Genomic DNA, 20433 nt, shown 5'->3' with positions numbered 1-20433 from the left:
CCGGATTTGTCAATCAGTCCCCTCCTGATATGAAGCATCACCAACAAGGAGAGTTTCATGCAGGAATGGTGGCGCGACGCGGTTGTCTATCAGGTCTATCCCCGCTCATATCAGGACGACAACGGGGATGGTGTGGGCGATCTGAACGGTATCACCCGCCGTCTGCCCCATATCGCCGAACTGGGGGCGGACTGCATCTGGTTGTCCCCGGTGTTTCAGTCACCGCAGGCCGACATGGGCTATGATGTGTCGGACTATCTGACCATCGATGCGTTGTTTGGCGACCTTGATGATTTCGACCGACTGATCGCGACCGCGCATGATCTGGGCCTGAAGGTGATCGTGGATCAGGTTCTGTCCCATACCTCTGACAAGCATGAGTGGTTTGCCCAGTCCCGCACCAACCGCGCCAATGACAAGGCGGACTGGTATGTGTGGGCCGACCCCAAGCCGGACGGGTCGCCCCCAACCAATTGGCACAGTCATTTCGGCGGCCCCGCATGGGAGTTCGATCCGCAACGGGGGCAGTATTACCTGCACAATTTCCTCGCCTCGCAGCCCGATCTGAATTTCCATAATCCGGATGTGATCGACGCGATCCTTGAGACCTGCAGGTTCTGGCTGGATCGGGGGCTGGATGGTTTTCGCCTTGATACCGTGAACTACTATTTCCACGATCAAAAGCTGCGCTCGAACCCGCCTGCGCAGTCCAAGCCACAGGTGATGGCGACCGATCTTTATGGGATGCAGGACAATATTTACAACAAGACGCGGCCTGAAAATCTGGGCTTTCTTGAGCGGCTGCGCGCGCTGACCGATCAATATGACGACATTATGATGGTGGGCGAAGTGGGCGAGATGGGCCGCCGATCGATCCAGATCATGGGCGAATACACCGCCGGGACGACCCGCCTCCACATGGCCTACAGTTTTGCGATGCTTGGGCCGGATTTCTCGGCCGAGCACTTTCGCAACTGTATCGAAGGGTTCCAGCAGGGCGCGCCTGATGGGCATCCCTACTGGTCGTTCAGCAACCATGATGTCGCGCGCCAAGTCAGCCGGTGGGCGGACTATGCTGTGTCCGACGATGCGATGGCCCGCCTTACTTGCGCGATGTTGATGTCGTTCGAGGGCACCATCGGCATCTATCAGGGCGAGGAATTGGGCCAGTTAGAGACTGAAATGACCTTTGAAGAGCTGACAGACCCGCCCGCGATCCGCTTCTGGCCTGCGGTCAAGGGCCGCGATGGCTGCCGCACGCCGATGGTCTGGGAAAAGAACGCGCCCCATGGGGGGTTTTCCGAAGCGAAACCGTGGCTGCCAGTGAAGGCACCGCAGCTTGCCCGCGCTGTCGATCAGCAGAGCTCGGATGGTATTCTGGCGTTTTACAGGGAGGCGATTGCCTTTCGCAAATCCGTGCCCGCGCTGCGCACCGGGGCGACGGCGTTTCACGATCTGCCCGAGCCGTTGCTTGCATTCACGCGTGGGGCAGGGGAGGGGGCGCTGACTTGCGTGTTCAACCTGTCAAAGACGCCGCAGATGGTGGCCTTGGACGGGGCAGCAAAGCTGACCGGGCCGCATGCCGCAACGCTTGATGGCGCGACCCTTGCGTTGCCGGGCAATGGGTTTGCGTATCTGTCGCATGGCGGGGCGCTGGCGTTGAGCGCGGATTAACCGAGGCTTTTGGTGTCCCAGATGCCGTCCATGTACTCCCGGATCGTCCGGTCTGACGAGAAATAGCCCGACCCTGCGATATTGCGCAGGGCGGTACGTGTCCATCCGTCGGGGTCTGCAAAGGCGGTGTCGACCTTGGCCTGACAGGCCATGTAGCTGGTGAAATCCGAGGTCACAAAGAACGGATCATCGTCCCATGTGCGCGCCACAAGCCCGTGGTAGCGGTCGGGATTGGTGCGGTTGAACCGGCCCTCGACCACCATTTGCAGGATGTCCTGCAAGGGCTGGCTGGCGAGGATGGCTTGGCGCGCATGGTCGCGGTGTTGGCCACGTGTGCGCACCTCGTCAGCCGTCATGCCGAACAGGAAAAAGTTGTCGGCCCCCACGTGTTCGCGGATTTCAACGTTCGCCCCATCGAGCGTGCCGATGGTCAGTGCGCCGTTCATGGTGAATTTCATGTTACCGGTGCCGGAGGCTTCTTTGCCGGCGGTCGAAATCTGTTCGGAGAGGTCCGCCGCCGGGATCATCCGCTGCGCCATGGAAACGTTGTAGTTGGCGGGATAGACGACCTTCAGCAGATCGCCCGTGACGGGATCATTGTTGATTGTGGTTGCGACATCGTTGATAAGATGCACGATTTCTTTGGCGATCATGTAGCCGGGTGCGGCTTTGCCCCCGAAGATCTTGACGCGCGGCGTCCAGTTTGCGGTCGGGTTGGCCCGGATCATCTGCCAGCGGGCGATGGTTTCAAAGAGGTTCATCAACTGGCGTTTGTATTCGTGGATGCGCTTGACCTGCACGTCGAACATGGCGTCGGGGTTCAGCGTCAGCCCCATATGGTCCTGCACCCAGGCCGCAAAGGCGACCTTGTTGGCGCGTTTGGCACCGTGCAGGGCGTCGCGCAGGGCACTGTCGTTTTCATGGTCGGCAAGCGTGCGCAGTTGGTCAAGATCGCCCTCCCATCCGGCCCCGATGGTGTCGGTCAGGATGGTGGACAGTGCCGGATTGGACAGCCGCAGCCACCGCCGGGGCGTGACCCCGTTGGTGCGGTTGAGGATCCGTCCGGGATAAAGCCGTGCGAGGTCGGCAAAGACGGTTTCCTGCATCAACTCGGTGTGCAGGGCCGAGACGCCGTTTACGTGCCCCGACATCACAAAGGCCAGCGTGCCCATGTGGACCTGATCGTGGTGCACGATCCGCAGATGGTCCGCACATTCTGTCATTGCCCGATGTTCGCGGTCGATCCGTTCGATGATCTGCATGTGACGCGGCAGGACGCGGCCCATCAGCCATGTGAACCACGTTTCCAGTGCCTCGGGCAGCAGGGTGTGGTTGGTGTAGTTGAGGCAGCCCACGGCGAGCGGTTTGGCGACGTCCCAGTCAAGCCCGTGCACGTCCACAAGCAGCCGCATCAACTCGGCCCCGGCGAGGGCCGGGTGCGTGTCGTTCATCTGGATCGCGACCTTGTGGGGCAGCAGCGTGAGGTCGTCATATTCGCTGAGGAACCGGCGCAGGATGTCTTGCAGCGCGGCGGAGGTCAGGAAATATTCCTGTTTCAGCCGCAATTCCTTGCCCCCATCGGTGGTGTCGTCGGGGTAGAGCACGCGCGAGAGGGTGCGGGCCAGCGCCTCGGGTGCGGCGGCGGCGGTGTGATCGCCCGCGTTGAACCGTTCGAGGTCAAAGAGGTCGGTGGGATGCGCCCCCCAGAGCCGCAGCGTGTTGGCCCATTTGCCCTGCCAGCCCACCACGGGCATGTCATAAGCGCGGGCATAGACGGTTTCCGCAGGCGTCCAGATGGCGGTGTCCTTGTCTATCCGCACACTGCCTTTGAACGGGATGGTATAGCGCGCCTCGGGCCGCTCAAACTCCCACGGGTGGGGCTGGTTCAGCCAATCCTCGGGACACTCGACCTGTTGGCCTGCTTCGAATTTCTGGCTGAACAGCCCGTGTTCATAGCGGATGCCGTAGCCATAGGCGGGGCAGGCGAGGGTGGACATGCTTTCCAGAAAACAGGCTGCCAGCCGCCCCAGACCCCCATTGCCAAGGGCGGCGTCGGGTTCATCCTCGATCAGATCATCGAGTGCGATACCTTCGTCCGCCAGCACGTCGTGCAGTGTGTCGCGCAGGCCCAGATTGACCATCGCATCCTCAAGCATTCGCCCCATGAGGAATTCGAGCGAGAGGTAATAGACCCGCTTGCCCTGCGCTTGGTACGTCTTGCGGGTGGCGGCAAACCACGGCTCGACGATCAGGTCGCGCACCGCATAGCTGACGGCCATGCGCCAGTCATAGGTGCTGGCGTGGGCTGCGTCCTTGCCAAGCGTATAGGTCAGGTGTTGCGCGATGCGCGCGCGCAGCCCTTCGGCGGACAGGTCTGTCATCACATTCATCTGGCGTCGTTGCCTTGTTCAGGTCAGCCAGACCCGCCCGGGGGCGGCATGGCGAACGTATCGTTTTCCAAATCCGCCACTGCATCCTGAGGGTCGCTTGCGCTGCGGGCGCGTGGCCACGGATGTGTTGCCACGTTTGCGCGCAATTAAAAAGCCAAAGAAGCATGCGGGCGGGTGCGATACGTTGAAATGCAAAGCCTGCCGCCGCAAAGGGCATGGTCCTTGTGTTTATGTGACGACGTCGGGGTTGGTGCGGCCCGTCATCGCGATCAGGTCCGAGACGGCGAGTGCGGCGGTTTGCACATTGCGCAGCGCGTCTTGGGGGGGCAGGTCCAGCCGGGCCGGGTCGGTTTCAAGCTGTTCGAGGTAGACCCTGATGGTTGCGCCTGCGGTGCCGGTGCCGGACAATCGAAAGATCACCCGCGCGTCATTTTCAAGGATCAGCCGGATGCCCTGATGGGTTGATCGCGACCCGTCCACCGGATCGTCATAGGCAAATTCATCCGCCATGTCGCAGGTCAGCCCGTTGATGGTGGTGCCGGGCAGGGTGGCGAGCTTGTCGCGCAAGGCATTGATCATTGCGCCCGCCTTGTCGCTGTCCACGTCTTCGTAGTCCAGCCGCGAGTAGTAGTACCGCCCGTGGGTCGCCCAGAGATCCTGCATCAGCTCGGCCACCGATTGCCCGGTTTCGGCGAGGATGTTCAGCCACAGCAGCACCGCCCACAACCCGTCCTTTTCGCGCACATGGTCCGATCCCGTGCCTGCGCTTTCCTCGCCACAGAGCGTTGCCTTGCCTGCGTCGAGCAGGTTGCCGAAAAATTTCCACCCCGTGGGCGTTTCATAGCAGGTGATCCCGAGGCTGGCCGCCACCCTGTCTGCCGCGCGCGAGGTCGGCATGGAGCGTGCAACCCCTGCCAGCCCGCCCTTGTAGCCCGGTGCCAGATGCGCCTTGGCCACCAGCAGCGCGAGGCTGTCGGAGGGTGTCACATAGGCGTGCCGCCCCACGATCATGTTGCGATCCCCATCGCCATCAGATGCAGCCCCGAAATCGGGCGCGTTGTTGCCATACATGGTGTCCATCAGATCCTTGGCCCAGATCGGGTTGGGGTCGGGATGCCCGCCACCGAAGTCGGGCGAGGGGATGCCGTTGGTCACGGTGCCCTTGGGCGCGCCGAGCATGTCCTCGAGGATGGCATGTGCGTAGGGGCCCGTGACCGCGTGCATCGCATCGAACCGCATGGTAAAACCGCGGGCGAACAGGGCTTTTATCTTGCTGAAATCGAATAGTTTTTCCATGGCAGTGACGTAATCCGCAATAGGGTCGATCACCTCGACTTTCATGCCGTGAAGGTCGGTTGTGCCCTGATCCGCGATGTTGACGTCTTGGGCTGCGCAGATGCGGTAGACCTCGATATTCTGGGTCCGTTCATAGATTTTATCCGTCACGCTTTCGGTGGCTGGCCCGCCGTTGTCGCCGTTATATTTCAGCCCGAAATCCGCGTCCGGGCCGCCGGGGTTGTGGCTGGCCGACAGGATCAGCCCGCCATTCGCCCCACGCGTGCGGATCAGGTTCGAGGCGGCAGGTGTGGACAGGATGCCGTTCTGACCGACGATGCAACGGGCCGCCTCGTTGGCGGCGGCCATGCGCAGAATGACCTGAATGGCGCGGTCGTTGAAATACCGCCCGTCGCCCCCAATCACGAGGGTTTTGCCCGCCACGCCGCCGATCCCGTCAAAGGTTGCCTGCACGTAGTTTTCCAGGAAATGCGGTCGCATGAAGATCGCGGTTTTCTTGCGCAACCCGCTGGTGCCGGGTTTTTGCCCCTCGATTGGGTGGGTTCTGACTGTTTGCATCGGCATGGTCTTACTCTCCCTCTTTGATCCGCCCGCGCGGCCCCTCAGTTCTGTTGTTCATGCGAGAAGACGACGACCGCATCCGCCGCCACCTCCATTCCCGGTGTGACGGCGATGGCGTCGTCCTGGCTGGTGTCAAAGCGGCGCACCCACGCATCGCCCTGCGGCAATTCGGGTGGATTGATCGTGACCGCATCGCCGCTGTTGAGCACGATAAGCAACACGCCCTCGCGCCGCACATATTCGGGTGTGCCGGAGGCCATGCGCATTTCCGCCACGATGACCTTGAGATCGGGATTGTCCCAATCGCCTTGTTCCATCGGCTCCCCATCAGGCCTCCGCCAGAACAGGTCGGGTTCGCCGTCGATCAGCCGTTGGCGCGAATGCAGGAACCGGTGCTGGCGCAGCAGCGGGTGCATCCGGCGAAACGCGATGGCCTGCTGGCAGAAGGTGAAGAACGGATCGCCCTTTTCCGGCCAGTTCACCCAACCTACTTCGTTGTCCTGACAATAGGCGTTGTTATTGCCCCTTTGCGAATTGCTGACCTCGTCGCCTGCCAGCATCATCGGGGTGCCTTGCGACAGCATCAGCGTTGCGATCATGTTGCGCTTGCGCCTTGTGCGCGCCGCGAGGATGTCGGGATCGTCTGTTGGCCCCTCGATGCCCATGTTGTCGCTGTGGTTGTCGGAGTGCCCGTCGCGATTTCCCTCGCCGTTGTTGAGGTTGTGTTTCTGGTTGTAGCTGACCTTGTCGTGCAGCGTGAACCCGTCATGGGCCGTCAGGAAGTTGAGCGATGAGGTGGCGTGCCGCCCGTCATGGTCAAAGAATTGTGCGGAGCCTGACAGCCGCGCGGCCACCGCCGCCACCTTGCCTGGATCGCCCCGCCAGAAGGCGCGCACGTCGTCGCGGTACTGGTCGTTCCATTCCGCAAAGGGGGCTGGGTAAGCCCCAAGCTGATAGCCGCCGGGCCCGATATCCCACGGCTCGGCGATCAGTTTCACGCGGTTCAGCACCGGGTCCTGTCCGATGGCCCGGAAGAAGGGACCGTTGCGGTCGAACCCTTCGCGGGTGCGCCCAAGCGCCGAGCAGAGGTCAAAGCGGAACCCGTCCACATGCATGACATCGACCCAATAGCGCAAGCTGTCCATGACCAGCCGGATCACTGCGGGGTTTTCGAAATCGAGCGTGTTGCCGCAGCCCGCATCGTCGATATAGAACCGCTTGTTTTCGGCCAGCCGGTAGTAGCTCGCATTGTCGAGACCGCGAAACATCAGCGTCGGCCCCAGTTCGGACCCTTCGGCGGTGTGATTGTAGACGACATCTAGGATCACTTCGATGCCTGCGCTGTGAAAGCGCGCCACCATCTGTTGAAACTCTGCGATGTCGGCCCCACGCATGTACCGCGGGTCGGGCGCAAAGAACCCGTAGGTCATGTATCCCCAGTAGTTGGTAAGCCCCCGATCCAGCAGGAATTTTTCGTTGAGGAAGGCTTGGACCGGGAGCAATTCGACCGTTGTGATTCCAAGATTTGTCAGGTGTTCCAGTACCGGGTTGGAGGCCATGGCCAGATAGGTCCCCGGATTGGATACGTCGCTGCGCCCGGCCGTCATGCCTTTGACGTGGGCCTCGTAAATCACCGTGTCCTCATAGCTGTGATGCGGGCGCGGGGTGTTGCCCCAGTCAAAGCTTGGGTCGACCACGATCGAGCGCGGCATGTAGGGCGCGCTGTCGGTCTTGGAAAAGCTGCGATCCTTGGTCTTGTGTCCCGGTACATAGCCGAACAGCGCATCATTCCAGATCGGATGCCCCGTCAACTGCTTGGCATAGGGGTCGATTAGCAGTTTGAACGGGTTGAACCGATGCCCTTCCTCCGGCACGTAGGGCCCGTCCATCCGGTAGCCATATTGCTGGCCCGGTCGCATGCCGGTGAAGTAGCCGTGCCAGATGTGCCCTTCGCGTTCGGGCAGGATGATCTCTTGTGTGGCCACACCGCTGTCGTCGAACAGGCATAGGATGACCTTGGTCGCGTGGCGCGAGTAGACGGCGAAATTCACGCCTTCACCGTCGAAACTGGCCCCAAGCGGGGCCGGAAGGCCGGGCCGAATTCCGAAATTGCTCACTGTGCGTTGCCTGCCTCGACAAGGGGTGCGTAGATGGCGCGATAGGCGGCGGCGGACGTTTCCCAACCGACCTGCTGTTTCATCGCATTGCGCTGCATCTGTTGCCAGAGTTTGGGCTGGCGATAAAGGTCATGCAGACGGGTGAAGGCATTCGACAGCGCCGGGGCGGTCACGGGGAAGAACTGAATGCCCGTTGCGACCCCTGAGGACATGGCGGCGGGCGAGGCGTTGATGACCGTATCGGCCAGCCCCCCGGTCAGCGCCACCAGCGGCAGTGCGCCATAGCGCAGCCCGTAAAGCTGCGTCAGCCCGCAGGGTTCGAACCGTGAGGGCACGAGGATGGCGTCGCCCCCGGCCACCATCTGATGCGAGAGCGGTTCGTCATAGCCGATCCTGACGGCGACATTGTCATGGCGCGCGGCGGCTTCGAGCAGCGAGACCTCGAGCCTTGGATCGCCCGAGCCAAGCAGGGCGAGTTGGCCGCCACGCTCCAGCAGAGTGGGCAGGGCGTCGATTAGCAGGTCGATGCCCTTTTGCTCGGTCAATCGTGAGATCAGGACACAGAGTGGGCCGTCAGCAGGGGTGAGGCCAAAGGTCTTTTGCAGGGCCTTCTTGTTGGCGGCTTTGCCCGCGGGGGATTTGAAGGGTTTGATGTTGGGGTCGGTTTGAGGGTCCCAGGCCGCCGTGTCGATGCCGTTTACGATGCCCGTCAGGTCCGCCTTGCGCCGGGCCAGCACCCCATCCAGCCCCATGCCGAACTCGGGCGTCAGCAACTCTTCGGCATAGGTGCGCGAGACGGTGTTGATCTTGGCCGCGCCCATCAGCCCGGCCTTGAGCGCGGAAATCTGGCCCCAGAATTCGAAATGATCCACGTCAAAGCGGGCCTGGTCGAGATGCAGATCGCCAAGTTTGTCGCTGCTGCAATTGCCGTGAAATGCGATGTTGTGGATCGTGAAGACGAAGGGCGTCTGCACGCCCGCGCTGTGCAGATATTCCGGCGTCAGCCCCGCCTGCCAGTCATGGCCATGCAGGATGTCCGGTGTCCAGTCGAGCGCACCCCCCCCAATATGCGCCGCCGCAAAGCTGAGGGCCGCAAACCGTTCGGGGTTGTCGGGCCAGTCCTGCCCCGCCGCATCAACGTAAATCCCGCCGTCACGGTCAAAGAGGTGCGGCGCGTCCAGCACCAGCAGGTCGAGGCCAGCGACCGAGCAGACCAGCAGCGTTGCCTTGCCGCCGAACAGGTTCCTGAACGTCGCCACCTTTTTCGTCTGCCCGAGCTTGCCCATGATCGCGCGGTAACCAGGCAGCAGCGTGCGCATCTCGCAGCCCTGCCGGGTCAGCGCGAGGGGCAGGGCCCCGGCCACATCCGCGAGCCCGCCCGTCTTGATCAGGGGGGCGCATTCGGACGTGATGGACAGGACCTTGATCATGTGGCGGCTGCGCGCGTGTCAAGCATGGCCTGGGTGATCAGGGTCGTGCCCCGTTCGGTCACGCGGAACCACTTGGCGTCCTCGGTCGGGTCCTCGCCGACCACAAGTCCTTCGGGAATGATGACGCCGCCGTCGATCACCACCTGCCGCAGCCGGGCCGAGCGGTGGACGACCACATCCGGTAGGACCACCGCATGATCAAGGACAGCGTAGGAGTTGGTGTGCACATTGGTGAACAGGACGGAATTGCGGACTTCGGTGCCCGAGACAATGCACCCCCCCGACACCATGGACGAGATGGCGATCCCCCGTCTGTCGCGTTCGTCGTGGATGAACTTGGCCGGTGGCACGCTGGCATTGTAGGTCCAGATCGGCCAGTCGCGATCCCACAGGTCCAGTTCGGGGGTGAAGTTGGTCAGATCGATATGCGCCTGCCAGAAGGCATCGACCGTGCCCACGTCTTTCCAGTAGGCCGGTGCCTCGTCGGCCCGCACGCAGCTGTCGTCGAACCGGTGCGCCATTGCCTTGCCGTTGGCCACGATGTCGGGGATCAGGTCGTTACCGAAATCGTTGGAGGAGTCGGGGTTTTCCGCGTCCCTGCGCAGCAGATCGCGCAGGAATGTCCAATCAAACACATAGATTCCCATCGAGGCGAGCGCCTTTTCGGGGTCTTCGGGCGTGCCGGGCGGATCGGCGGGCTTCTCAAGAAAGCTGGTGATCTGCCCCTCCTTGTTGGTGGCCATGACGCCAAAGGCCGTCGCCTCCATCCGCGGCACGGTCAGGCAGCCCACGGTCACATCGGCGGCGGATTCCACGTGCTGACGCAGCATGATTTCATAGTCCATCTTGTAGATGTGGTCGCCCGCCAGGATCACCACATAGTCCACGCCGTAGCTGTCCACGATATCGATGTTCTGGGTGACCGCATCGGCCGTGCCCTTGTACCAGCTTTCGGTACCACCCCGCTGCGAGGCGGGCAGCACGTCGATGAATTCGTTGCGCTCGGCCCCGAGGAAATTCCAGCCCCGTTGCACGTGCCGGATCAGGCTGTGGGCCTTGTATTGAGTAGCGATGGCCATTTTCCGAATGCCCGAATTCATCGCGTTGGACAGCGCAAAGTCGATGATCCGGGCCTTGCCCCCGAACGGCACGGCTGGCTTTACCCGCCGATCTGTCAATTCCTTGAGGCGACTTCCACGACCCCCGGCCAGCACAAAGACCATGGAGCGTTGTGTTAGGCGTTTCGTCTTCATCTGAATATCTCCTCCCAAAGAATTTCATTCCTGCGTGTGGCGCAGTACGATCACGGACAGCGGTGGCAGCGTCAGCGTGATCGACTGATCCTGCCCGTCGCGTGGGTCGGTGGATGTCGTGACGCCGCCGAGATTGCCCCGATTGCCGCCGCCATAGCTGCTTGCGTCAGTGTTGAGCACTTCGGCCCAATGCCCTGCCGCCGGGACGCCGATTTGGAACCCAACGCGCTCGATGGGCGTAAAGTTGCACACGACCACGACGGGCGCGTCCCCGTCCGTGCCAAAGCGGGCGAAAGCGATGGTCGATTGTGCCGGATCGTTGCCAAGCCAGCCGAACCCGCGCGCCTCGCAGTCGTAAGCAAAGAGGGCAGGGGTGGCGCGGTAAAGCACGTTGAGGTCCTGCACGAGTTTCTGCACACCCTTGTGGGCGGGCTGTTCGGCAGCACCCCAATCAAGTTCGCCGTCATGGCTCCACTCGGCCGGTTGTGCAAATTCGCAACCCATGAACAACAGCTTTTTGCCCGGAAACATCCACATATAGGCGTAATAGGCCCGCAGGTTTGCGAATTTTTCCCAGTCACTGCCGGGCATTTTGGACAGCATCGACCCTTTGCCATGCACCACCTCATCGTGGCTGATCGGCAGGATGAAATTTTCGCTGAAGGCCCAATCGATGGGGAAGGTCATCAGGTGATGATCGTATTGGCGATAGACGGGGTCCTTTTCCATGTAGCGCAGGGTGTCGTTCATCCACCCCATGTTCCATTTGTAGCCGAACCCGAGGCCGCCGCTGTGCACAGGTTGCGACACACCGGGAAAGGAGGTGCTTTCCTCGGCCACGGTCATCACGCCTGCATTGGCCCCGTAGACGGCCACGTTCATGTCCTTGAGAAAGTCGATGGCCTCGTAGTTCTCGCGCCCCCCGTCCTTGTTCGGGACCCATTGCCCATCGTTGCGCGAATAGTCGCGGTAGAGCATCGAGGCGACCGCATCCACGCGCAGCCCGTCGAGGTGATATTCCTCCATCCAGTAGAGCGCGTTGGCGACGAGGTAGTTTTTCACCTCAACCCGCCCGTAGTTGTAGATCAGCGTGTTCCAGTCCTGATGAAAGCCCTCGCGCGGGTCGGCATGTTCATAAAGGGCGGTGCCGTCGAATTTCGCCAGCCCATGATCGTCGGTGGGGAAATGCCCCGGCACCCAGTCGAGCAGCACGCCGATCTCGCTGGCATGGGCCGCCTCGATCAGGTCGCGAAACTCGTGGGGGGGGCCAAAGCGGATTGTGGGGGCGTAGATGCCCACGGGCTGATAGCCCCAGGAGCCGTCAAAGGGGAATTCCGATACCGGCATGAGTTCGATATGGGTGAAGCCCATATGTTTGACGTAGCCGATCAGATCGTGCGCGAGTTCCTTGTAGCTGAGCGGGCGGCCCCCGTCGTCATAGCGTCGCCGCCACGACCCCAGATGCACCTCGTAAATCGAAATGGGCTGGCCACGATCTGCGCGTGCCGCCCGAGATTTCATCCATGCCGCATCCTTCCAGCCATAGCCTGTGATGTCGCGCACGATGGATGCCTTTTCTGGCGGATGCTGAGAGCCGAAGCCCACCGGGTCGGCCTTGAGGGCGGTGCCCGCATCCGACGTGATCTCGTATTTATAAAGCGCACCGTCACCGACGCCGGGCAGGAACGTCTCCCACACGCCGGTGATGCCGGCGCGGCGCATGGGATGTTGCCGCCCGTCCCATCCGTTGAAATCGCCGATCACGCTGACCTTGCGCGCGTTCGGGGCCCAGACCGCGAAATGGGTGCCATGCGTGCCCTGATGGGACATGACGTGCGCGCCCAGAACGCGCCAGAGTTCCTTATGCGTGCCTTCGCCGACCAGGTATTGATCGAAGTCGGTCAGCACCGGGTCATAGGCGAAAGGGTCGCCAGCCATATGGGTGGTGCCGTCCGCATAATGTGCTGTCAGCGTGTAGGATTTGCCGGGCACGGGGGCGGCGAACACGTCGCCGTCCAGACGCAGCAACTCGGTGTCCTTGCTGCCCACATGGGCGGTGACCGAAACGGCCCCGGGTTTGAGCGCAATGATCCAACGCCGGTTCTTGATTTTGTGCGGGCCGAGCACGTCAAAGGGGGCCGGGTGGTCGCCTGCGTTCAAGGCTGAGATGTCATTTGCTGTCAGGAAGGCGGGGCGCGTACCCGGGTCGGTGTGAGATGGTGCGGCCATATGTGTGGCATACCTTTTGGCTGACGGGTTCGCGCGGTGCCGGAGACCGGCCGGAATCGTGTGCGCCTGCGAGACAGGCAAGGGTAAACACCCCCGCATGGCTTCAGGTTCCAACCTCGGACATGGTTTTGCCGGGGGCGTTGGACATTCAGACTAAGCGCTTTGGCGTCAATGTCGCAAGTGGGCTTTGATTTGACGCGATATTTGCGCCGATGCGTGCGGCGTTATCCTTTGGCCCCGGCGCCGCGCGCATAGACGTCTTCGTAGCGAATGATGTCGTCCTCACCCAGATAGGATCCGGTCTGCACTTCGATCAGGACCATGGGCATCTTGCCGGGGTTTTCCATCCGGTGCACCGCCCCGAGCGGGATATAGACGGACTGGTTTTCGCTGATCAGCTTGACCTCATTATCTATCGTGACCTTGGCGGTGCCTTCGACAACGATCCAGTGTTCGGCGCGGTGGTGGTGGCTTTGCAGGCTGAGTGCGGCACCGGGATGCACGACGATCCGTTTCACCTGAAAGCGGTTCCCGATCACGAGGCTTTCGAACCAGCCCCATGGGCGGTGATCCTTGGGGAACTGTTCGGCCTGCACCGCCCCTTGCGCCTTGAGGGATTGCACCGCCAGCCTGACGTCCTGCCCGCGCGCGGTGTCGGCGACCAGCACGGCGTCGTTCATCGCCACGGCCACGATGTTCCTGAGGCCGATGCCCACGAGGGCCATCTCGTCACTTTCCGAGCGTAACAGGGCGTTGTCGCAGTCAATGGCTGTTGCATTCCCGTGGGTGGCGACGCCGCGGTCGTTGCGTGCGCTTTCGCGCCAGACCGCTTCCCATCCGCCCAAGTCCGACCACGCGTGGGTGTAGGGCACGACCGACAGGTTGTCGGCCCGTTCCATCACCGCATAATCGATCGAGATGTTTTCGGCCTGTCCCCATGGGTCGGGTGCGAGGCGCAGGAATCCAAGGTCGGGCTTTGCCGTATCAAGCGCGGCTGATACCGGGTCCATCAGGTTGGGGGCATGGGCCTTGAATGCCTTGATGATGGCGGCGGCGCGGAACATGAAGATTCCGGCGTTCCACATGTGTTTGCCCGAGGCGACAAGTGTCGCTGCCGTGGCCGCATCCGGCTTTTCCACAAAACGTTTCAGGGGCGCGGGGCCGCCTTGGGGTGCCTCGGCGAGTTCGAGATATCCGTACCCGGTTTCGGGATGGGTCGGTGTGATCCCGAAGGTCACGAGCTGCCCTTGTTCGGCCACGTCCTGCGCGACCTGCGCGGCGTCAAGAAATTGGGCAGGGTCGGGGATCAGATGGTCGGAGGGGCAAACCAGCATGATCGCATCGGGATCACGCGCGTGCAGATAAAGCGCGGCGGCCAGAACCGCGGGCGCGGTGTTGCGCCCCTCGGGTTCAAGCAGGATGGCACCGGGGTCGATGCCAATGGCGGCCAGTTGTTCGGTCACGATGAACCGGAAGTCGGACGCGGTTACGATCAGCGGATCCTCGAACGACCGGAGGCGGCTGGCCGAGGCCTGAAACAGTGTTTCATCACCAAGCAGGGGCACAAACTGTTTGGGATAGCTTTTGCGCGACAGGGGCCACAGGCGCGACCCCGCGCCGCCGCACAGGAGGACAGGTGTAATGGACATCTGCAAATCGCTTTCCCGTATCTGGTGTGCTGCACTCCGCGCAGTATTGAATGATGAAGGCAATCATTGCGAGGGGGCAGGGGCCGATCTTGGACGGGGTTGTTGTGCAATGAACACGGCGCTGACAGGTGCAGTGGGGCTTGCGCGTGATCAGCGCGTCCCGCCCCGAAACACACGATCCACACGACGCACGAGGTCCTGGAAGGTGATGGCCTGCCCGCTGTCCTGAACGTAGGTCTTGGCGTCTTCGGCGCGCTGACGGCGGTGTTGCACGAGTTGCGCAAACTGTTCGGTGATCCCGTCCCTGCCGGAGACAACGTGGCGCAGACAATCGACATTGACGCGGATGATCGACACGTCGGTCCTGGCCAGATATTGCATGGCGGCAGGTTCATTGGTCAGCATCGCGGCAAGCCCGAAATACTGGCCGGGGTTCAGTTCTTCGACATGGTGGCGCCGCCCTGTATTTGAGGACACGCTGACCTCGACCACGCCGGTCGAGATGATCTGCATCTGGTCCGCCTGTTCGCCCTCGTTGAGGATCACGCTGCCCGCCTCAAAAAAGGACCGCTCGCTCATGGCGGCGATTTTGCCCAGATCCTCGTCGGTGAGGAAGGCGGCGAAATCCAGTGATTTGAGGGCCATCAGGACGTTTGGTGGCTCCATCGGGCTGTGGGTGGCGCGGGCATAGCGGACCTCTTGCAGGTCGACGGCGACTTGCAGTCCGGCGTCTTTCAGGGCGTTGTGAATTTCGCGAAACAGCTCTTCGCGTCCGGCGAACATGGCCTGGTAGTTGGGGAAATGCACCCACACCATGTAGGAATAAGGCGATTGGGTCGCATCCGTCAGACGGATCGTGGGCAAGGCCCCCGGAACCGACCGTTTGCACCGCAACGCGGCCTCAAGCAGTAGAACCTTGATTGCGCGCGGGTCGTAATCTGCCGAGATGCGGATCATGTACCATGGCGAATATTTGTGGTTGCGGTCGTGCAGGTTGCGAATGCGCGTTTTGGCCAGCACGCTGTTGGGCACCACAAGCGTGGCATTGTCCCATTGCCGCAGTCGGGTGGTGCGCCAGTTGATGTCGATCACCCGGCCTTCGGTGCCATCCTCAAGCATGATCCAGTCTTCGAGCTTGAAGGGGCTTTCGAGGCTGAGCGTGAGCCCGGCGAAAAAGTCCCCAAGCGTTTGTTGCGTCGCAAAGGCAAGGATGGCAGCCAGCACCCCGGTCGACAGATAAAGTTCGGTCGGGCGATAGCCGTTCATGGTCAGAAAGACCGCAAGCCCGCCGATCACGCACAGCCCGTAGAGGATCAGCCGCAAAAGCTGGGGCAGATGCCCGTCACTGACATCATCTGCGTGGGCGACGCTGATCCACACTTCGACAATACGCCCAAGCCCGATGGATATGGTCACATAAAGCGCAAGCTGCGTGATCGTGACTGTCAGGTTTGCGAATTCCGCATATTGCAGAACGTCGAACAGCTGTGTCAGAAAACGACCGACCCCAAAGATCGTCAGTGGAATGATCACAAAGTTTGCGGCCGTATCAATCCACATATAGCACGACAGCACCCGCGTGCCGACGCTCGTGCGCCGGAACACGAACCAGATCAGCGCCAGCAGGACCGACCCGCCCGCCAGCATCAAGCCGTCCCTGACGGGCGCATCCATCGCGATCTCGGTGCTGAACATGCTTGGGTACTTCTATCTGGGACGTCTTGTTAAGGGACAATAGTGCGGGGTCTGGTCAAAAGGTAAATGACCTTCCTGTGTCCCGGTGACATATTTTGCCAAAACGGCTTCAGAACAGAGGGATAAGGTGGTGCCCGGGGCCTAGGGATCGGGATCGCGCAGCATGCCCGTCGCATCAGCATCCACGGTCCCATCGGCCTGCAAGACGACACCGTACAGATCCCGCGCGGCCTCGGGCGTCACCAGCCCTTGGCGCACATCCCGGGCCACAAGCGCCGGATCGCGCCCGAGCGGGTCGCCATATCCGGCCCCTCCCGGTGTGTGCCAGTACAACAGATCACCCGCCGGGATCGTCTGTTCGCCCTTGCACCGCAGCACAGGGCCAGAGCGGAGTTGGATATGCCCTGCCGCACCCTGCAATCCGCCATCGCGGCCATTGGCGGGGAATTTGACCCGCTCGACCCCTGCCAGCAGCAGGATATCCGCGTCCTCGCTGCTTTCCATTTCGATGATCTGGCCAAGCCCGCCCCGAAACGTGCCAGCGCCCCCGCTGTCGGGGATCAGCTCGCGCCGCAGATAGCGGATCGGGGCGGTGCTTTCCGCGATCTCGGTCTGGGTGCCGAACACGCCACTTGGAAAGGCCGTGGCCGACAGCCCGTCCCTGGCGGGGCGCGCGCCCGTGCCACCCGAATGGGTGAACTCGGTCGCAAAGACGGTTGCTGTGCTGCCCCCGCGCGCGGCGGAGGGCGCACTGCGGATCGGCAGATCCCAAAGGCATGTGGCCCCTTCTGCGGGGGCCAGCCCCGGCACAGCCTGATGCAGCGCCCCGAACACCAGATCGGCCACCATCTGGCCAGTGGCATGGCGCATGGCCACGGGGGCGGGGGACTGTGCGTTCAGGATGCAATCCTTGGGGGCGACAAAGACAAAGGGCGCAAGCGAGGCGGCGTTGTTTGGCACTTCGGGTCCGATCAGGCACCGCATGGCAAAGACGCCATAGGCGGCAGTGTAGTTGATCGGGCAGTTGATCCCCAATGCCGAATGCCCGGAGGTCCCCGACAGGTCGATGGTGATGCGGTTATCGGAAATGGTCATTGCGGCACAAAGCCTGATCTCGAAATCATAGCCGTCGATGTCGAGCGCGCTGTGATAGGTGCCGCAGGGCAATGCGCGAATGGCCGCCTCGGTCGCCATTTTCGAGCTGTGCAGGATGTGTGCGCCCAACTCATCCAGATTGGGCAGGCTGAATTCCTGCATCATTTGGACCACGCGGTCGGCGGCGACATCGCAGCACGCGATCAGCGCGTAGATGTCCCCTTCATTCGAGATCGGGGAGCGTGAATTGGCCTTGATGAAGTCCACAACCAGCCGGTTGACGTCGCCGCGATCCACCAGTTTGCAGACCGGAATGAACAGCCCTTCGTCAAAGACGTCGGTGCCGTCCGGGCCCATGCCCCGCCCCCCAAGGTCATAGACGTGAGAGGTGCAGGCGGTGAAGGCGACCAGTGCCCCGCCGAGGATAATGGGTGCAATCAGAGCGATGTCGTTCAGATGCCCGGCCCCGATCCACGGATCGTTGGTGCAATAGACATCGCCCGGGCGCATCGCCCCCACATCCAGATGCGGCAGCATCAGTTTGACCGTTTCCGCCATTGTGTTGATATGGCCCGGCGTGCCGGTCACGGCTTGCGCCAACATATCACCGTCTGGGTCGAAAATGCCCGCCGAGATATCGCCGCATTCGCGCACGATGGGGCTGAAGGCGGTACGGATCAGGACCTGTCCCTGTTCCTCGACCGCCGCGAGCAGCCGATCCCACATCACTTGCAGATCGAGGGTCGAGCGTGCCTGCCCATCGCGGCCCGCCTCGACCTCGTTGCGCTGCATCACGATGTTGAGGGCGGCGTCGATTTCGACGTCAAACAGGGGCGAGACATAGGTGGTTGTCTGCGGCTCGGTGATCAGGGCGGGGCCGCTCAGGCACTGGCCCGCCGACAGGGCAGCACGCTGGTAGACGGGCACATCGACGCCTTGTGCGTTCGGTCCGATCTTGAGTTGCCGGGTGGCGCTTGGTTTGGCTTGAACGCAGTCGCCGGGTGTTGCACCCACTGGCGTCGGGCGTGGTGGATCGTTGGAGGCTGTCACCGACCAGTTGATGAATTCCACTTCCATCCCCGGCACGATGCGGCTGAACTGGCGTTGATATTCGACCTCAAACGCAGCGATCAGCGCCCTTAGGGCCGCGCCGTCGATGGGCCCGTGTGGAATATCGATTTCAATTTCCTGACCCTGACCGGCATAGCGCGCAAAGGCGATGCGCCGCACTTGGACATCGCGCCCCTGGGCCCCCGCCTTGACGATTTGGGTCGCGTGTTCGGCCATCTCGTTGAGCAGTGCGTTCACCTTCGCTATCGGAAACGCCGAGGATTGGGCCGGAAAGGTGCGCACGGTTTCAAAGGACACCGGCGCAAAGAGGAACCCGATGGCTGACCCGACACTGGGATTGGGTGGCACGATGATCTTGCGCACGCCCGTCCGCTCGGCAATGCGCGTCGCATGCAGCGGGCCGTTGCCACCAAAGGCCACCATCGTGCAGTCTGTCAGGTCCTTGCCCTGCTCGACCGCGTGCATGCGCGCTGCGTTGGCCATCGCCTCGTCCACGGTCCGGGAAATGGCGTCAGCGGCCTCGGTCAGGGACAGGTCCAGAGCTTGCCCGATACTGCCTTTGATTGCGTTGTCCGAAAGGTCGGGTCGGAGGGTCAGGCGGCCCTCGGCAAAGGCAGCAGGATCGATATAGCCGATGGACACATCCGCATCGGTCACCGTCGCATCCTGACCGCCCTTGCCATAGCAGGCGGGGCCGGGATTGGAAGACGCGCTTTTGGGTCCAATGCGCAACCGGCCCATCCCGTCGATGCGCGCGATGGATCCACCACCGGCCCCAATCTCGATCATTTCGATGACGGGGATGCGAACCGGGATGCCGCTGCCTTTCATAAACCGCGCGGTCCGGTCGATTTCAAACGCGCGGGAGGATTTGGGCACCTGGTTTTCGATCAGCGTGATCTTGGCCGTGGTGCCGCCCATATCAAAGGACACGACCTTGTCGATCTGGCGTTCCTGCGCAATTTTTGCGGCCATGATCGCACCGCCACTGGGGCCGGATTCCACAAGGCGAATGGGGAAGTCGATGGCGGTTTTCAGGTCCGTCATCCCCCCGCCCGAGGTCATAATGAACAGTGGGCAGCCAAACCCTGTCGCCTCAAGCCGGGTTCTGAGTTCGGAGAGGTATCCGGCCATCAAGGGCTTGATGTAGGCGTTGCAGACCGTTGTACACAGCCGGTCGAACTCGCGGATTTCGGGGGACACTTCGCAAGACAAGGTCACCGACAGTTCGGGCGCGATGCGGGCTGCGACCTCCCGGATTGCGAATTCGTGGGCGCGGTTCTTGTAGCTGTGCAACAGGCAGACGGCCAGACTGCCGGCACCTGCATCGCGCGCCTCAAGGATCTGCGCCTCAACGGCTGCGAGGTCGAGCGGCTGCAACACCTCGCCCGAGACCCCGACCCGTTCGGGCACGGTGAACACCATGTCGCGTGGCACGATCAGGTCCTGTTTTTCGATGTTGATGTCGTATTGGTCAAAGCGGCGCTCGTACCCGATTTCGAGAATGTCGCGGAACCCTTCGGTGGTCATGACGGCAACCGATGCCCCGCGTCGTTCGATCAGCGCGTTTGTGGCCAGTGTGGTGCCATGAATGATCGACCCGAATTCAGCCGGGGCGCGCCCCGCTTCATCAAGTGCGTAGCGGATGCCTTGCAGGACCCCCCGGACTGGGTCGTCATGGGATGTGAGGGTTTTGGCCGTGTCGATTTTGGTGCCATGTTCGATGGCGATATCCGTGAAAGTGCCGCCAATATCGACAGCCAGACGGGGGGCGGGTTCTGCGTTGTTCATGTGTTGATCCGGTGCGAGATGCAAATGTGGCCGGGCCGATGCGACGAGGCATCCAAGGCGCACGGCCCACAGTCCAATTGCTGGAAAACGTGATGTCGCGTGGCGGGTTGTCTTGAGGTCAGACGGTGCGGGAAAATCAGGCTTGGGATTTGTCCGGTGTTGTCAGTGCCACTGTCAACCAC

At 62.0% G+C, this 20433-nt stretch carries 10 protein-coding genes; 1 reads left to right on the top strand and 9 read right to left on the bottom strand.

Annotated features, from left to right (window positions below; genetic code table 11):
- The first annotated feature begins 57 nt into the window (after window positions 1-57).
- Complete coding sequence (locus Q0859_RS19725) at window positions 58-1674, top strand: alpha-amylase family glycosyl hydrolase (RefSeq protein WP_299154511.1); 1617 nt, start codon at window positions 58-60, stop codon at window positions 1672-1674.
- Here the strand turns inward: Q0859_RS19725 and Q0859_RS19720 are convergent.
- The 9 genes from Q0859_RS19720 to Q0859_RS19680 all read right to left on the bottom strand — a co-directional run bounded on the left by Q0859_RS19720 (window position 1671) and on the right by Q0859_RS19680 (window position 20251).
- Window positions 1671-4064 carry a glycogen/starch/alpha-glucan phosphorylase gene (locus Q0859_RS19720; protein WP_299154509.1) on the bottom strand — a complete coding sequence of 798 codons (2394 nt, stop codon included), beginning with the start codon at window positions 4062-4064 and terminating at the stop codon, window positions 1671-1673. The genes Q0859_RS19725 and Q0859_RS19720 overlap by 4 nt on opposite strands.
- Window positions 4065-4292: 228 nt before the next feature.
- Complete coding sequence (locus Q0859_RS19715; protein WP_299154507.1) at window positions 4293-5924, bottom strand: alpha-D-glucose phosphate-specific phosphoglucomutase; 1632 nt, start codon at window positions 5922-5924, stop codon at window positions 4293-4295.
- Window positions 5925-5962: 38 nt separating this feature from the next.
- Window positions 5963-8038, bottom strand: coding sequence for a glycogen debranching protein GlgX (glgX, locus tag Q0859_RS19710; protein ID WP_299154505.1), 2076 nt, complete (start codon window positions 8036-8038; stop codon window positions 5963-5965).
- Complete coding sequence (glgA, locus tag Q0859_RS19705; protein ID WP_299154503.1) at window positions 8035-9468, bottom strand: glycogen synthase GlgA; 1434 nt, start codon at window positions 9466-9468, stop codon at window positions 8035-8037. Before glgA ends, glgX begins: the two co-directional genes overlap by 4 nt.
- Window positions 9465-10721, bottom strand: a complete 1257-nt coding sequence (glgC, locus tag Q0859_RS19700) for a glucose-1-phosphate adenylyltransferase (RefSeq protein ID WP_299154501.1) — start codon at window positions 10719-10721, stop codon at window positions 9465-9467. The genes glgA and glgC overlap by 4 nt, the downstream gene beginning before the upstream one ends.
- Window positions 10722-10745: 24 nt before the next feature.
- Window positions 10746-12950, bottom strand: a complete 2205-nt coding sequence (gene glgB / locus Q0859_RS19695) for a 1,4-alpha-glucan branching protein GlgB (RefSeq protein ID WP_299154498.1) — start codon at window positions 12948-12950, stop codon at window positions 10746-10748.
- A gap of 224 nt (window positions 12951-13174) precedes the next feature.
- Window positions 13175-14599, bottom strand: a complete 1425-nt coding sequence (locus Q0859_RS19690) for a mannose-1-phosphate guanylyltransferase/mannose-6-phosphate isomerase (protein WP_299154495.1) — start codon at window positions 14597-14599, stop codon at window positions 13175-13177.
- Between the two features lie 150 nt (window positions 14600-14749).
- The gene (locus tag Q0859_RS19685; RefSeq protein ID WP_299154493.1) at window positions 14750-16294 is read right to left on the bottom strand and encodes a mechanosensitive ion channel domain-containing protein; all 1545 of its coding nucleotides are present in this window, start codon (window positions 16292-16294) and stop codon (window positions 14750-14752) included.
- Window positions 16295-16435: 141 nt separating this feature from the next.
- The gene (locus Q0859_RS19680) at window positions 16436-20251 is read right to left on the bottom strand and encodes a hydantoinase B/oxoprolinase family protein (protein ID WP_299154490.1); all 3816 of its coding nucleotides are present in this window, start codon (window positions 20249-20251) and stop codon (window positions 16436-16438) included.
- Between the last annotated feature and the right edge of the window lie 182 nt (window positions 20252-20433).

This window comes from uncultured Tateyamaria sp. (assembly GCF_947497045.1).
Lineage (GTDB): Bacteria > Pseudomonadota > Alphaproteobacteria > Rhodobacterales > Rhodobacteraceae > Tateyamaria.
The sequence above is the reverse complement of the archived record's forward strand: the minus strand, read 5'-3'. Positions and strand labels throughout refer to the sequence as shown.